This is a genomic window from Streptococcus alactolyticus (genome assembly GCF_012277075.1).
Taxonomy (GTDB): Bacteria; Bacillota; Bacilli; order Lactobacillales; family Streptococcaceae; genus Streptococcus; species Streptococcus alactolyticus.
In genome coordinates this window covers 121399-135543 of record NZ_JAAXMT010000010.1, presented here as the reverse complement: position 1 = coordinate 135543, position 14145 = coordinate 121399, and the positions used below count along the sequence as shown (strand labels likewise).

19 protein-coding genes and 2 pseudogenes are annotated in these 14145 nt (G+C 35.8%); 11 read left to right on the top strand and 10 right to left on the bottom strand.

The window, feature by feature from the left end; translation table 11 throughout:
• Positions 1-420, bottom strand: a 420-nt coding sequence (locus tag HFK82_RS06590; RefSeq protein WP_336498342.1) for an IS110 family transposase, incomplete at its 3' end; no start/stop codon positions are given.
• 465 nt (positions 421-885) lie between these two features.
• Between HFK82_RS06590 and HFK82_RS06585 the strand changes: the two genes are divergently transcribed.
• The 3 genes from HFK82_RS06585 (at position 886) to rpsD (ending at position 2432) form a co-directional block, all read left to right on the top strand.
• The gene (locus tag HFK82_RS06585; protein WP_168261214.1) at positions 886-1140 is read left to right on the top strand and encodes a garvicin Q family class II bacteriocin; all 255 of its coding nucleotides are present in this window, start codon (positions 886-888) and stop codon (positions 1138-1140) included.
• Positions 1137-1448, top strand: a complete 312-nt coding sequence (locus HFK82_RS06580) for a bacteriocin immunity family protein (RefSeq protein ID WP_309297182.1) — start codon at positions 1137-1139, stop codon at positions 1446-1448. The genes HFK82_RS06585 and HFK82_RS06580 overlap by 4 nt, the downstream gene beginning before the upstream one ends.
• A 372-nt stretch (positions 1449-1820) precedes the next feature.
• Complete coding sequence (gene rpsD, locus HFK82_RS06575; protein WP_154454956.1) at positions 1821-2432, top strand: 30S ribosomal protein S4; 612 nt, start codon at positions 1821-1823, stop codon at positions 2430-2432.
• Positions 2433-2517: 85 nt separating this feature from the next.
• On the opposite strand, the gene HFK82_RS06570 is transcribed toward rpsD, so the two are convergent.
• The gene (locus tag HFK82_RS06570; protein WP_148525134.1) at positions 2518-3054 is read right to left on the bottom strand and encodes a TetR/AcrR family transcriptional regulator; all 537 of its coding nucleotides are present in this window, start codon (positions 3052-3054) and stop codon (positions 2518-2520) included.
• A gap of 129 nt (positions 3055-3183) precedes the next feature.
• On the opposite strand from HFK82_RS06570, the gene HFK82_RS06565 reads away from it, so the two are divergent.
• Positions 3184-5862: a YhgE/Pip domain-containing protein gene (locus HFK82_RS06565; protein ID WP_168261213.1), complete on the top strand. Its 2679-nt coding sequence runs from the start codon at positions 3184-3186 to the stop codon at positions 5860-5862.
• A gap of 101 nt (positions 5863-5963) precedes the next feature.
• Complete coding sequence (locus HFK82_RS06560; protein ID WP_154454958.1) at positions 5964-6317, top strand: DUF1304 domain-containing protein; 354 nt, start codon at positions 5964-5966, stop codon at positions 6315-6317.
• Positions 6318-6354: 37 nt separating this feature from the next.
• Here the strand turns inward: HFK82_RS06560 and HFK82_RS06555 are convergent, their stop codons facing one another.
• The 6 genes and pseudogenes from HFK82_RS06555 to HFK82_RS06520 all read right to left on the bottom strand — a co-directional run bounded on the left by HFK82_RS06555 (position 6355) and on the right by HFK82_RS06520 (position 10029).
• On the bottom strand, positions 6355-7263 hold the full coding sequence (locus HFK82_RS06555) for a DUF4097 family beta strand repeat-containing protein (protein WP_168261212.1): 909 nt from the start codon (positions 7261-7263) through the stop codon (positions 6355-6357).
• Complete coding sequence (locus HFK82_RS06550) at positions 7263-7850, bottom strand: DUF1700 domain-containing protein (RefSeq protein ID WP_168261211.1); 588 nt, start codon at positions 7848-7850, stop codon at positions 7263-7265. The genes HFK82_RS06555 and HFK82_RS06550 overlap by 1 nt, the downstream gene beginning before the upstream one ends.
• A pseudogene (locus tag HFK82_RS06545) lies at positions 7837-8094 on the bottom strand (PadR family transcriptional regulator); the annotation flags it as partial. The gene HFK82_RS06550 and the pseudogene HFK82_RS06545, both read right to left, overlap by 14 nt.
• A 185-nt stretch (positions 8095-8279) precedes the next feature.
• The gene (locus tag HFK82_RS06535) at positions 8280-8534 is read right to left on the bottom strand and encodes a hypothetical protein (RefSeq protein WP_168261209.1); all 255 of its coding nucleotides are present in this window, start codon (positions 8532-8534) and stop codon (positions 8280-8282) included.
• Positions 8535-8589: 55 nt separating this feature from the next.
• Positions 8590-9471, bottom strand: coding sequence for a diacylglycerol/lipid kinase family protein (locus HFK82_RS06530; protein WP_168261208.1), 882 nt, complete (start codon positions 9469-9471; stop codon positions 8590-8592).
• 186 nt (positions 9472-9657) lie between these two features.
• Positions 9658-10029, bottom strand: a complete 372-nt coding sequence (locus HFK82_RS06520) for a hypothetical protein (RefSeq protein WP_168261220.1) — start codon at positions 10027-10029, stop codon at positions 9658-9660.
• A gap of 701 nt (positions 10030-10730) precedes the next feature.
• On the opposite strand from HFK82_RS06520, the gene HFK82_RS06515 reads away from it, so the two are divergent.
• From HFK82_RS06515 to HFK82_RS06485, 6 genes and pseudogenes are all read left to right on the top strand, one after another.
• Positions 10731-10958 (top strand): GlsB/YeaQ/YmgE family stress response membrane protein, encoded by a 228-nt coding sequence (locus HFK82_RS06515; RefSeq protein WP_419579906.1) that lies wholly within the window; start codon positions 10731-10733, stop codon positions 10956-10958.
• 87 nt (positions 10959-11045) lie between these two features.
• Positions 11046-11250: pseudogene (locus HFK82_RS06505) on the top strand (GlsB/YeaQ/YmgE family stress response membrane protein); the annotation flags it as partial.
• Positions 11251-11880 (top strand): alkaline shock response membrane anchor protein AmaP, encoded by a 630-nt coding sequence (gene amaP / locus HFK82_RS06500; RefSeq protein ID WP_240928926.1) that lies wholly within the window; start codon positions 11251-11253, stop codon positions 11878-11880.
• Positions 11881-11892: 12 nt separating this feature from the next.
• Complete coding sequence (locus HFK82_RS06495) at positions 11893-12063, top strand: DUF2273 domain-containing protein (protein ID WP_006531447.1); 171 nt, start codon at positions 11893-11895, stop codon at positions 12061-12063.
• A gap of 14 nt (positions 12064-12077) precedes the next feature.
• Positions 12078-12635: an Asp23/Gls24 family envelope stress response protein gene (locus tag HFK82_RS06490; RefSeq protein ID WP_168261207.1), complete on the top strand. Its 558-nt coding sequence runs from the start codon at positions 12078-12080 to the stop codon at positions 12633-12635.
• Between the two features lie 71 nt (positions 12636-12706).
• On the top strand, positions 12707-12910 hold the full coding sequence (locus tag HFK82_RS06485; RefSeq protein ID WP_168261206.1) for a CsbD family protein: 204 nt from the start codon (positions 12707-12709) through the stop codon (positions 12908-12910).
• 725 nt (positions 12911-13635) lie between these two features.
• Here HFK82_RS06485 and rpmG read toward each other — a convergent pair.
• Together rpmG and rpmF are read right to left on the bottom strand one after the other, a co-directional pair.
• Positions 13636-13785 (bottom strand): 50S ribosomal protein L33, encoded by a 150-nt coding sequence (gene rpmG, locus HFK82_RS06475; protein ID WP_002262412.1) that lies wholly within the window; start codon positions 13783-13785, stop codon positions 13636-13638.
• A gap of 15 nt (positions 13786-13800) precedes the next feature.
• A complete protein-coding gene (gene rpmF / locus HFK82_RS06470; RefSeq protein ID WP_003066947.1) occupies positions 13801-13977 on the bottom strand; it encodes a 50S ribosomal protein L32 in 177 nt (58 codons plus the stop codon).
• Positions 13978-14145: the final 168 nt, after the last annotated feature.

Below are 14145 nucleotides of genomic sequence, written 5' to 3'. Positions count from 1 at the left end.
GACAATATCCTCCGTTAAGTTCTGATAGAATCTACTTAAATCGTGCAGTTCTTGATAGACTTCTTCTTGGATATAAGTTGGCTTACGATTCAGTACAAATTGAGATATCGCTAATGTTTCGGCATCGATTTTATCCATTTTACGGACACGCAAACTGTCTAATTGCTTTTTAGCTTCCAAAGGATTTAGCTGTGTATAAGCGTATCCATTTTCTTCAAGAAATGCTTGAAGACGACGCGAATAGACACCTCTTGCTTCAAAAATGATCTCGGGCTTTTGAACGGTTTTTAAATCATCTAATAGGCGAGTAAAACCGATAGTGTCATTTGGCATGGTGTATCCATGAATTTTTTCGCCATTGATGACAATAGCCACCTCTGAACTTGCCTTACTGACATCAATTCCAAATACTGTACGCATCATATTACCTCTTTGTCTTGAATGATTCCTTGTTTTAGTGATTTCATTTTCAATACTCGACATCTTGTGTCCTACATACTTTGATAACATTCTTCCTAAAACAGGTGTCTTGCCAGTTTTTGATACGACGTCTAGCGTCACAAGAGAACTCGACTTAACAAGACACCACTACTTTAACATAAAAGAAAAAGTAGAGAGTACTTTCTCCCGTCGAAGATTTTCTCACTACTAATCTTAGTATGTTTTTGATTGATAGAACTGATAGTAAGCGACTAATTGAAAATGAAATTCATGATGAATATTGAACTACTATTATATGAAAGAAAAGATATGACAAGAAAGAATTCGCCATTTACGACTAAAAAAACAACAATTAACGACTTAGGCGGTTATTTCTTCTCAAAGTAGGATATACTGAAATTATTCATGGCCATGACAATAACTAAAGAAACGGAGATGATCCAGATGGTAAAAACGTTAGAACAATTTGAAACATTGACCTCTGAACAGCTAGCAACTATTGAAGGTGGTGGTAAAGGGATTTGTAAACCCGTGTATACTGGAGCTAACGGATATTCATGCCGTTATAGTAATGGTGAATGGGGCTATGTGGTCACTAAAGGAAACTTTCAAGCGGCAACTGATGTAATTGCGACAGGGTGGGTATCCTCTCTAGGTGGTGCGTATGGCTATGCGACGAGTTGGAGAAGACGACCATGATGTTTTCTAAACGACGAAAAAGAAAGCGTAGTACTTTTTATCATCAGATAGAGCTCGTTTATAATAATCCTAGTTTGAAGATTAGCAAAGATCTTCGCAAAGCTCTTTTAGAGAGCGCTTTAGGACTTGAAAAAGGAGACCGAATAGCTTATTTAGCCTATCGATTATATCCATTTGTTTGTGATGAGATATTGAATCAAAAAGCTAATCGTAATGATGAGTTAATCGTTTTACAAAAATATTTAGAAAGAACTCGTTGGAAATACTACTGGGGTGTTGTTTTAAGCATGGCATTTGCTCGTCAGTAGCATCACCCTAGCCATTGCATGCAATGCTATCTACGATTATTAGCTAAGGTTACTTGTTTTATAATACATTGGTTATAAGCGTTAGTCTGAAGGTCTAGCGCTTCTTTATAGCATAGGATATTATTGCTGGTTTAGTTAAAAAGGCTTTACAAGTCCTTTTTTTTATGTTAAAATGTACTCTGTGTGAAATAATAGCAGGAGAGTATGAAGCTCGTCAACAGTTGGCTCTTCTACAGTTTTTCTTCAATAGAAAAGCTCCTAGAAGTCGGAAAAAGTAATCTTGGCTGTTTAGATGAAAGTCACCTGCACGAATCAGGATTCTCTAATTTGTTATTTCCTACAAAATTTTTATTTTATAGGAGGACATTTTTAATGTCACGTTATACTGGTCCATCATGGAAACAATCTCGTCGCCTTGGCTTGTCACTTACAGGTACAGGTAAAGAATTAGCACGTCGTAACTACGTGCCAGGTCAACACGGTCCAAACAACCGTAGCAAATTGTCTGAATACGGTTTGCAATTGGCTGAAAAACAAAAACTTCGTTTTACTTACGGTCTAGGTGAAAAACAATTCCGTAACTTGTTCGTACAAGCTACTAAAGTAAAAGGTGGAACTCTTGGTTTCAACTTCATGGTTCTTCTTGAACGTCGTCTTGACAACGTTGTTTACCGTTTAGGTCTTGCAACTACTCGTCGTCAAGCTCGTCAATTCGTTAACCACGGTCACATCCTTGTTGACGGTAAACGTGTTGATATCCCTTCATACCGCGTAACTCCAGGTCAAGTGATCTCAGTTCGTGAAAAATCAGCTAAAGTACCAGCTATCCTTGAAGCTGTTGAAGCTACTCTTGGACGTCCAGCATTCGTATCATTCGACGCTGAAAAACTTGAAGGAACACTTACTCGTCTTCCAGAACGTGATGAAATCAACCCAGAAATCAACGAAGCACTTATCGTTGAATTCTACAACAAAATGCTTTAATTTTAAAAGAAGTATTGAAAAAGCCCTTTGTTGGGCTTTTTTGTTTGCAGAAAAAAGCCGTCAGATAGTTATCTAACGGTTAATGTTACATTGGGAGTAATTTGAGCACGAGGTTGGTCATTTGACGTGGTGATTCTTTTTTTCCGTTGGCTATCCAGGCTTGACATAATCCGAAAAAGGCAGAAGCCAGATAAATACTGCTGTATTCTGCTTCGACTGGGGTTAATTTCTCACGTTTGAAACGGCGTTGGAAATCGGTGTTGATAAATAATCTCACCTTGTTCACAATAAAGGTTTGAAATTCTCGTGTTCCATTTGCTGAGATGAGGGCAGACAGTAATTGCTCCCGTTTTAGAAATTCAAAAATCTCCAGAAAAGCAGCCTCTTTATCCCCAACGTGTTTTTCAAAAATGTACTCAATTTGATTAAATAAGGTTTGCTGGCAGGAATCAATCAACTCAAATTTATCCTTATAATGAGTGTAAAAGCTAGAACGACTAATGCCAGCTTCTTTGGCCAACTTTGTTGTTGTGATGTCATCAAAACTTTTGGTCTTTAGCAGGGTAACCATGGCGTTTTGAATAGCCTTTTTAGTGTTTGCTCTTCGATTGTCAGTTGTCATAGTCCTACTTTTTGAACATTTTTAGAATATGTGTCAAAAAACTCCTCCGTTAAACTTGAAATAATCTCGTAGATAAGTATAATGTATTATATCACAAATTTGGACAATGTGTATAAAATAGGAGACAATATGTTAGAAGAATTAAAAGCTCTTATAAAGACACCAAGGCTTTGGGTAACCATGATCGGTGTTGCCCTCATACCTTCTCTTTATAACCTCTCTTTTTTAGGTTCTATGTGGAATCCTTATGGTCGATTAGATGACTTGCCTGTTGCGGTGGTCAATCACGATAAGCCTGCAACATTGAACGATAAGAAAATTGCTATTGGCGACAACATGGTGGACAGTATGTCCAAAAATAAAGCGTTGGATTACCATTTTGTTAGTGAGGAAAAAGCTGAAAAAGGATTACAAGATGGTGACTATTATATGGTCATTGATTTGCCAGAAGACCTTTCAGAAAAAGCATCAACACTCTTGACAGATGATCCAGAGCAATTAACTATTCCTTATCAAACAACTGCTGGGCGTAGTTTTGTCGCTTCCAAAATGTCAGAAACAGCTATGAGTAAGCTAAAAGCAACAGTTTCTGAAAACATTACAGAAACTTACACAAAAGCTGTTTTCAAGAGTATGAAAAGCTTGCAAGGTGGTTTGAAAGAAGCTAGCTCTGGTGGCGATAAGCTTCTATCAGGTAGCCAGAAATTGCAGGAAGGTAGTCAAACGATTACGGATAATTTGAATGTGGCTGCTTCTGGTAGTCAGGCTTTGGCTGACGGAGCATCAACGCTTTCAAGTGGTTTGACGACTTACACGAATGGTGTTGGTCAATTATCAGGCGGAATTGGTACTCTTTCAAGCGGCTTGAATACTTACACCAATGGTGTTAGTCAACTTTCAGGTGGAATCGGTAGCCTTTCAAGTGGTTTGAATACCTACACCAATGGTGTTAGCCAACTCTCAGGCGGAATTGATAGCTTATCAAGCGGCTTGAATACTTACACCAACGGTGTATCGCAATTAGCTTCAGGCACAACAAGCTTATCATCAGGTATCAATGCTTATGTTGATGGTGTCAACCAATTGTCAAGTGGTTTGAATGAATTAAATGGCAAATCACAAGACTTAACAAATGGTATTGCACAACTGCAATCAAACAGCAGCTCATACTTGCAACAATTGTTGTCAGGTGCAACTGAATTAAACAATGGTTTACAGAGTTTACAATCTCAAGTTAACGGCATATCTATCCCTGATGTGTTACAATTGCAATCTAGTCTAAGCTCACTAAGCCAACTTAGTCAGCAATTGTCAACAATGAGCAGCGCTATTTCATCTATCAATCGTTCTGATTTGGCAGCTGTTCAAGCAACGTCAGCTTATCAAAGTTTGAGTGCTGAACGCCAAGCAGAAATCGAAGCAGCTATTTCTAATAGTTCTGGTGCAGCAACTGCTAATCAGTTAACGTCACAAATTTCAGCAATTCAATCTCAATTGAGTTCGCTTCAATCCCTATCAAGTCAATTAGCAAATCTATCAACACTGTTGAATAACGTTTCAGCCTTGCAATCAGGAGTTGCTTTAGCAAGTGGTGGCAGTCAACAACTTGTCAATGGCTTGACAGACTTCAAGTCAGGTTTAGAAGCAGAAACAGGTATTCCTCAGTTAGTTGATGGTATTTCTCAATACACAGCAGCTGTTTCTCAATTGACAGATGGTGCTAATGCGATTGTCGCGAAAAACGATCAATTAACTGGCGGTGCGTCACAATTACAATCCGGTGCAGAACAATTAGCTTCTAACAATGATGCTTTAACAGGCGGTGCAGCGAAATTACAATCCGGTGCCGACCAATTAGTAGCAAATAACGGTCAAATCACTGGTGGTGCAGCGAAATTACAATCTGGAGCAGATCAACTAGTTGCTAACAATGGTCAAATCACTGGTGGTGTAGCAAAATTACAATCCGGCGCCGACCAATTAGTTGCTAACAACGGCAAATTGACAAGTGGTGTCGACCAATTGCAATCCGGCGCTGAACAATTAGCTTCTGGTGCTGGTCAATTGGCAGCAGGTAGTGAAACCTTGACAACTGGTTTAGGAACCTTGACAGACGGTATCTCAACCTTGTCTTCATCACTTTCTAAAGCAAGCAAACAATTGTCAGTTGTTTCTGTTAAGAATAAAAATGCTAAATTAGTTTCTGACCCTGTCACAACAAAACGCAAAGATATTGACACCGTTAAAAATAATGGTATTGGTATGGCACCATACATGATTGCCGTATCTCTAATGGTTGTGGCACTTTCAACCAACGTTATCTTCGCAAGCTCTCTATCAGGTCTTCCAGTTAAAAACCGTTGGGAATGGGCTAAACAAAAAATCTTTATCAATGGTTTGATTTCAACAGCTGGTTCATTGATTCTATATGGAGCTATTCAATTCCTTGGTTTTGAAGCCAATTACGAATGGCGTACCATCTTTGTTATTTTATTAGGTGGTTGGACGCTCATGGCTCTTGTAACGGCGCTTATCGGTTGGAACCGTCGTTATGGCTCATTTATTTCTTTGATTATTTTGGTTCTTCAATTAGGTTCTGCCGGTGGTTCTTACCCAATTGAATTGAGTCCAAAATTCTTCCAAGTTATTCACCCTTACTTACCGATGTCTTACATTGTAACTGCCTTGCGTGAAACCATTTCAATGACAGGCTCTATCGGTCAAGAAGTTGGTGTCTTAGTCGGTTTCTTAATCGCCTTCATGATTATGGGACTGATCATTTACAAACAACCAAAAGCAGAGGCCTAAGAGGGTTTACCTCTGCTTTTTTTGTGGGCAGATTATTTGAAAAATGTCAGAAAATTTTATACACTTAATGTATTCATTATGATTAGCGAATTGGGGAGATTATGTCACTTATCACACTTATTTTATCGGTTTTAGTTGCCTTAGAGCATTTTTACATCATGTATCTTGAAACCTTTGCGACACAATCAGATGCGACCAGCCGTGTCTTTAATATGTCAAAAGAAGAGTTGCAACGGACTTCAGTTACCAATCTTTTTAAAAACCAAGGGGTTTATAACGGAATGATTGGTGTTTTCTTGCTTTACGGTGTCTTTACAAGCAATACAACTGTAGTTACTATCTTTTTACTAAATGTCATCTTAGTAGCCCTTTACGGTAGCTTAACAGCTGACCGCAAGATTATCTTAAAACAAGGTGGTCCTGCTATTTTGGCATTATTGACGCTCTTATTTTAAGACAAAAAAAGCATCGCTTAAACGATGCTTTTTGCGTTTATTGAATGGTGATGTCACCGGCTTTGTTGTCAATAGTTAATGTATTTTGGCTAGATGTGTTTAAATCTGAAGCGATGTCTGCATCTCCTAAAAAGTAAGATGGATTAATCTTCAAATCTTTGTCTGCCAGTGTAATATCGACATCTTCAGCTGTTGAGGTGATGCTATTGTCCTCACCCTTGAAAGTCGCATGTTCAGCTGAGAAATCTCCCATGCGGAGTTTGAAAGAAGTATTAGTGATTTGACTATTGTCGCAATCAAGGTCACCAGTTGTAACGGTAAAATCAAACTGATTTAATTGGCTGTGCTCAATATCGACATCTCCAGCTGTCAATGTAACAGTTCCAGCATTGATGTGAGCATTATACATGGTCAAATCCCCAGCTTTGACATCTAATTTGGCATTATCAAGCGAAAGGTTGTTAATGTCTAAATCCCCTGCCTTGAGATTGGCTTGGAGGGAGGTGAGGTTGGTATTTTGCGGCACGGTGATGACAATGGTGTGTGAATTCTCAATGATACCTGATTTTGCTAGATTGATTAAATCTCTGAGACTAAAGAAATGGATCTCAGTATTTTCCCCTTGGCTCAAATGTCCTGTTTGTTTGACCGTTAATGTATCATCCTTAACCTCATAGTTGACAGAAGTTTTGCTATTGTCTGAGTAAGAAATAAAAGGTTTGTCCACGTTTTCCTTAGCAACTACCACATCAAAAGCAGAGCTATCGATAGTTACTTTGCTAAAGGTGTCAAGGCTTACTTTGTGATAACGAGTTGTGCTTAAAGTTTCTACATTTTTCTCTAAATCAGCTAGTCCACCAGTCTCAAATCCATATCCTGCAAGTGCTGCACCAATTAAGGTCGCTCCAATCCCAAATCCTAAAATAATCTTTGTCCACGATTTCATCATTTTCTCCCTTTATTTACTGTTTTTTGTGCCAAATGAACAATGCTGCGCCCAGCCATTCTAAAGACTACTCCCGCTGCTAAAATGGCTAATAATGACAAGCCAAGTGATAGTAAGCCTAAGCCAAAACCAAGTGCTGTTGCTGAGTAAGAAACACTGAGGTAAGACCAGCTGTCAAAGAGCATATAAAATCCTGAAATAATAAAAGCAACTGCAAGCGCAAGTACTGTTGCAATAAGAGCAACCCCCAAGGCTAAAATAGTAATGAGAACCCCAAAAATGAGAAGGGCAAGCGGTAGAGCAACAGGTGTTGCTAGTACAGCTAAACTAGCAATCCAAACCATTGTTCCCCATTTTTTAGGCGTTTCAGTAGCATCTGCATCAATGATTTTCTCATCAAGCAGACGGCTGATAATATCACGAGCAGCCTCTTTTGGAGTCCCTAATTCGGCAATCACTGCCTCCTCATTTTCTGGGCCAGCCTCGTCAAAATATTCCCTAAAATAGTCCATCGCCTCTTGGTAGTCATCCTTTGGCAATTTCCGTAAATACCGATCTAATTTAGCTAAATACTCAACTTTCGTCATCCTCTAATCTCCCTTCAATAATCTCGTCAACCTTTTCCTGATAAAGTTTCCACTCCGTTTTCAAAAAAGCCAATTGCTCCTTGCCACTGTCAGTAATGGCATAGTACTTGCGTTTACGTCCTTGATATTCTTGTTGATAAGTGCTTAAGTAACCCGCTTTTTCCAATTTTTTTAAAATCGGGTACAAAGTGGATTCTTTGATATTTGCCAGCTTTTTAATTGTGTGACTAATGGCATACCCATAAATCATTTAGACCTTCATTACTATTATTATCGAGAATACTTTTTGCTTCGATAATTTTTCTATCGACTCTTGGAGTTCATATTCAGAAATATCGCATGGCACTTCTAAATATATTGTTCCTTTACCGGTATTAGATTTAATGGTCAGTTTAGCAGGTTTTTCATTTTGTTTAACATCAAGTATAACTACATTCTTTTTTTTATCTTAGAAATAATCTTAATAATAATATCTTTCAAAATATCTACACATAGAGCTATTTCAAGATCATTTAAAAAATCATTATTAATCAACATTTCAATAAAAGAATTGAACGAAGCTTGAATCTGATCCCCCTTAAGGAAAGCAATCTCAATGTCATCACTTTTAAAGTGTTCTTGAATATCTAACTGTTCGTCAACTGTAAAAAGATCTGGAGCTTTAATTAGTATTCCCTTTGCCATAAGTATCCCTCCTTGAATTAATTAGGACTAATGTCTAATTATCAATATTAATACTCTATTCTTTCGGGCCTGAGAACACTTCGATATGGTTTCCTAGTATTTTTATATCTACTGGCAGTTTATCTGACTTATCTCCATCAACATCTGACTCTAATTCGACCTCTGAAGAAATCCTAATATTGCGTGCTTTGATATATTCGATATTATCGTTACCTAATAGATCCCCTTTTAACAAATCTGGGATAGTCGATAATTTAGAAATGATGGATGCATCTTTTAAAATCAAGATATTTCCATATCCATCTGTATTTTCATCAAATAGTTTTTTGTCTGCATAGTAATTAGATAGAAGAACTAAGACCTGACTAGCTTCCCCTTCATAATTGCCATTTTCGCTTTCAATACGAACATTAAATACATTGTCTTCCATAACGGACCTCATCGTATTGATTGCATATGCAAAGATACCATACTTTGTTTTATCTTCAATATCAACGTTATGAATAGCTTCTGGTAAAGATCCAACACTAAAGATATAGCCAAAATAATTTTGATTAGCCTTTCCAACATCAATGGTTTTAGTTAAATTGAAATCAAGTTCCTTAATCGCTTGATCAATATCTTGGTTGATTTCTAAAAGCTTTGTGATTAGATTACCTGTTCCACCAGGAATAATCCCAAGTTTTGGAATGTGATTTTTTTCAGCAATCCCTGAAATAACCTCATTTACAGTACCGTCTCCACCAAAAACAATCACTGCGTCATATTCTTCTTTAGAGGCTTTTTCGGCAAATTGAGTTGCATCTTTGGCTTTTTTCGTAATCCTAGTTTCAACATAATCAAAATACTCTTGAGCCTTATTCTCCAAGCTCTCTTTATAATCTAATGCTGTTTCTCCTCCAGAGGTTGGATTAATAATTATCATTACTTTTTTCATTGATATTTTCTCCTATGGACTACTAGTCTCTATCCTTTTTCAACGCTTACTTGTGATTATTAAATTAAATTTAAATCCCCATAGATTTTATCCCTAAATTCAATTAAAGAATAAAGTTTACCATCCTTCAAAACTTTTTCCATAACAGTACTCCCTCTTTGTTACTATAGTCAACTTTTGAAGAAGTTAATCGGTATCGTTTGATCTCTTTTGTAAGGAAAGGATTTCCTGAAGAAATAACTTTTTAGCTTCGTCCTCTGATGATGTTTCTAAATCGTCAATCATTATTTTTGCAACTTCTTTACGAGAGCTTGTTCCATATTCTTCTTTCAATTCATAATCAATTCTCTCCTCAAAATTGGTATAAGGATATTGACCAAGTAGTGTATTTATACGTTGATCAAATTCATAATCAATCCACCACTTCTCAAACAATTCTTTGAAAGCTTGCAAATCTGTTTCAGAATCCAATAGGATTAATGCATCCATAAAACCTGTTTTATATCCATTAATTTCTGAGCATAAACCAACGACCTCATCCTTATTAATTTTGGCCAATTCCTGACGCATCTCAAGCAAATCCTTATCTGCAAAGAGTCGTTCAAAGCCCTCAAGCTGTTTACTAAATTCGTCTAATTTAGTGTAATCCTGACGATTCAATGTTTCTCTAATATCCATAATTATCTCCTTTTTTGAATTTTAAACTCCTACTGAAAATAACACAGTATCCTGTGTATCATCTAGACTTCTTTAATTGGATGATACTTCATAAAGAAAAAATATGTAAGGGGTTACATATTCAATTATACATTTTATTTCCACTTTCGTCACTCTTACTTCTTAGGGCGTTTTTTTTTAACGTTTTAATTGGCCAAAAATCTTATGGTCATACCACCATAATCAAAGGTTTTATTGATGGATTATTCAATTGTCAGAATGGTCTGATAATAATAACCAATATATGTAGAGTATTTACAAAACTGTTCAAAAAACAACAAGAATCATATCAGAAATATACTTGTAAATATATGCAATCGATTGCAAAACGATTAACAGATTTCATTCTATTTTTTTGTAAGCGCGATCATTTTATTTGACTTATCATTTTTATTAACCTATACTATATATATATTAATCTTATGTTAATCTTATGATTGTTAAGATTAATATAAAAAATACTTTAGCTAAAATATAACTCTTTAGATTATTTGATTTTCCAAATAATCTAACTTTCCACAATTTAGAAAGGGGAAGAAATTATGCTTTGGGCTATTATCGTAGGAGGACTTATCGGTCTTATTGCAGGTGGAATCACTAAAAAGGGAGATTCCATGGGAATAATCGCTAATATCTTTGCAGGTTTAGTCGGTTCATCTGTTGGACAATCACTTTTCGGTGCATGGGGACCTCGTATAACTTCGTATAATGTATGCTATACGAGTTATTACGAGGTGGAATCACTAAAAAGGGAGATTCCATGGGAATAATCGCTAATATCTTGCAGGTTTAGTCGGTTCATCTGTTGGACAATCACTTTTCGGTGCATGGGGACCTCGTATAACTTCGTATAATGTATGCTATACGAGTTATTACGAGGTGGAATCACTAAAAAGGGAGATTCCATGGGAATAATCGCTAATATCTTGCAGGTTTAGTCGGTTCATCTGTTGGACAATCACTTTTCGGTGCATGGGGACCTAGTCTAGCTGGAATGGCATTAATTCCATCAATCTAGGAGCGGTTATTGTTGTTTCAGTAGTATCATTTTTCCTAAGGAAAATGATTGAACTTGAACCTTTCTTGACAGGAATAGATTCAAATTCTATTGATGAAAGGATTCAATATGTCAAAAAACAAAAAATATTTTACCTTATTTTATGTATTTTAATCTTGACGATTTTGATTCCTATTTTGCTAGATTATCATAAAGTCAGCGGCTTAGGACTGCATTTAGTTGGTTGGAATAAAAATTCCTTTTTAGAATTTTATCTTTCAAGATATATTTTCTGGGGTGCTCTAGTACTTTCAGCTGTAGTATTGTTTCTAATGCTTGTTACACTCTTTTATCCTAAACAATATTTAGAGATTCAGTTACCTGATGCCGATGGGAACCTAAAATTAAAAAATTCAGCTATTGAAGGATTTGTACGTTGTGTGGTTGCTAATCACAATTTTATAAAGGATCCTACTATTAAGGTAAACTGTCGTAAGAATAAATGTTTAGTTCATGTAGAAGGACAAATGCTTCCATCAGACAACATTATTAAACGAACTCAAATAATTAAAGATGAGATAGCTGATGGATTGAAACAGTTTTTTGGAATGAATCATCGTGTAAAACTGTATATTTCTGTAAAAGAATACAAGCCTAAACCACCACGTAAAAAAACTGTTAGTCGTGTAGAGTAAGGAAGTAAAAAAATGGAATGGTTTAAAAAATACCAATATCTATTTCTTTCCGGATTGGCAGGTGCTATCTTAGCGTGCTTCATCCTATCCTATGGTTTTTTTAAGACTTTATTTGTCTTGATTTGCGCCACTCTAGGAGTTGGAATTGGATATTATATTCAACAGAAACAATTATTTAAATAGTAAAGGTGATTTATATGTCAAATGTAGAACAAAAAGTAAAAGAAGTAAAAGGCGAATTGACCTATGAAGATAAAGTCATTCAAAAAATTATTGGTCTTTCTTTAGAAAATGTTCCAGGTTTACTGGATATTGATGGCGGCTTTTTCTCAAAACTAACTGGAAAACTTATCAATACTGATAACGTTGCAAGCGGAGTCAATGTTGAAGTTGGTAAAAAGCAAGTTGCTGTGGATTTGAAAGTAGTTGTCGAATATCAAAAGAATGTTCCTGAATTATACAAGAAAATCAAAGAGATTGTTGTTTCAGAAATTTCTAATATGACTAATTTGGAAGTGGTTGAAGTTAATGTAGATGTTGTTGATATCAAGACTAAAGAGCAACATGAAGCAGACTCAGTAAGCCTGCAAGATCGAGCAACTGGAGTTGTTGAATCAACAAGTAAATTTACTTCCGATAAGTTTGAAAGCGCAAAAGAGGGATTGAGTGATGGCCTCTCGGCTGCAAAGGAAAAAGTTAAAGGAGTTGCCGAAGATACTAAAGAGACTGCTAAAGCAGAACCAAGAGTTCACTAAATTCTTTTATGCCTAAAAAAGTTTAAAAACGTTCATTTTCAATAATCTAATTTCCCAATGGAGGGTACACTATGTCAGTAGAAGAAAAACTTAATCAAGCTAAAGGTGCTATTAAAGAAGGTGTCGGAAAAGTAACTGATGATAAAAAAACCGAAAAAGAAGGAGCCGCTGAAAAAGGCGTTTCAAAAGTTAAAGAAGTTGCCAAAGATGCCAAAGAGGCTGTTGAAGGGGCTATCGAAGGCGTTAAAAATATGGTTAAAAAGGACGATAAATAGTTCTAAAATCAATTGATTTTTCACACAAAATCTTTAAAACTACTGTATGAAAAAGATAGGGGTGTCATATCCTACCTTTTTCTCTACCTTTTCATTCTCGAAAAATAAAATATTATTCAGAACATGATAATATCAAGGTTTATAGAGTTGTGAAAAAGATATTATTTAACATTTACTGAAGTTAAATAATGAAGACCCTAAAAATCTCTTGAAACGATTGTTTCAGGGATTTTTTATTTTGTATTAAAGACAAGACTTGCCTCATTTAGAGCCTATTAGTCATTTTTCTAGAATCATTTAATCCTTCTTATCCCTTTTCTGAAGCCTATTCCGAAGGGATTTTTATTTTATATATAAAATTTTTATATATAAGAGAAAGGAGCAGGTATGTATTTTCCAACTTCAGCAACTGTTATTGAATTTCTTGTTCTGGCTATTGTTGACAGAGAGGATTCTTATATATTGTTGAAGATAAATCTGGAAATTTGTCAATTATGACATTAACCGAGTATATTAATTACAGGAAAAGTATTAGATAAGATATATTGTTATTATTTAATCATGATTAAGTTGACTTGGCTCATTATGAACAGAAATCAATTAAGAAAAAGGTAGAGAAAAAGGTAGAGTTTAAATTGAAATACAGTGCAATATGTCGCATTCTGAATAAAGAAAAAAACGCTTAAAATCAGCGTTTTTCTTTTGTATTGATTCGTATTGAATCCTTATTTAACCTCAGTAAAGATTACGTGTTTACGCAATTTTGGTGAGTATTTTTTCAATTGAAGACGGTCTGGAGTGTTACGTTTGTTTTTTGAAGTAAGGTACAAGCGTTCACCAGATTCTTTGTGTTCAAGTGTGATATTTACGCGCATGGTATCTCCCTTCTATTATTTAGCTGCTTTAGCGATTTTACGTCCTTTGTAGTATCCTTTAAGTGATACACGGTGAGAACGTGAGTAATCTCCAGTAGTTTCGTCAAATTTTACTGATGGAGCAGTCAATTTGTAGTGTGTACGACGTTTGTTTTTCTTCGCTTTTGAAGTGTGACGTGCAGGTACTGCCATTTGTTATTTCCTCCGATAATTTTTTAGTTCTTGATTTTCAATCAACTTTAACATCATACCATATCTTTTTTGTAAAGTAAAGTTACTTGACAAAAAATTTAAAAATAGCCGAAGAAATCCTAAAAAAAGGTTGTGCTTCTTCTTTAGAACTTGTTTTTGTGATAAAAT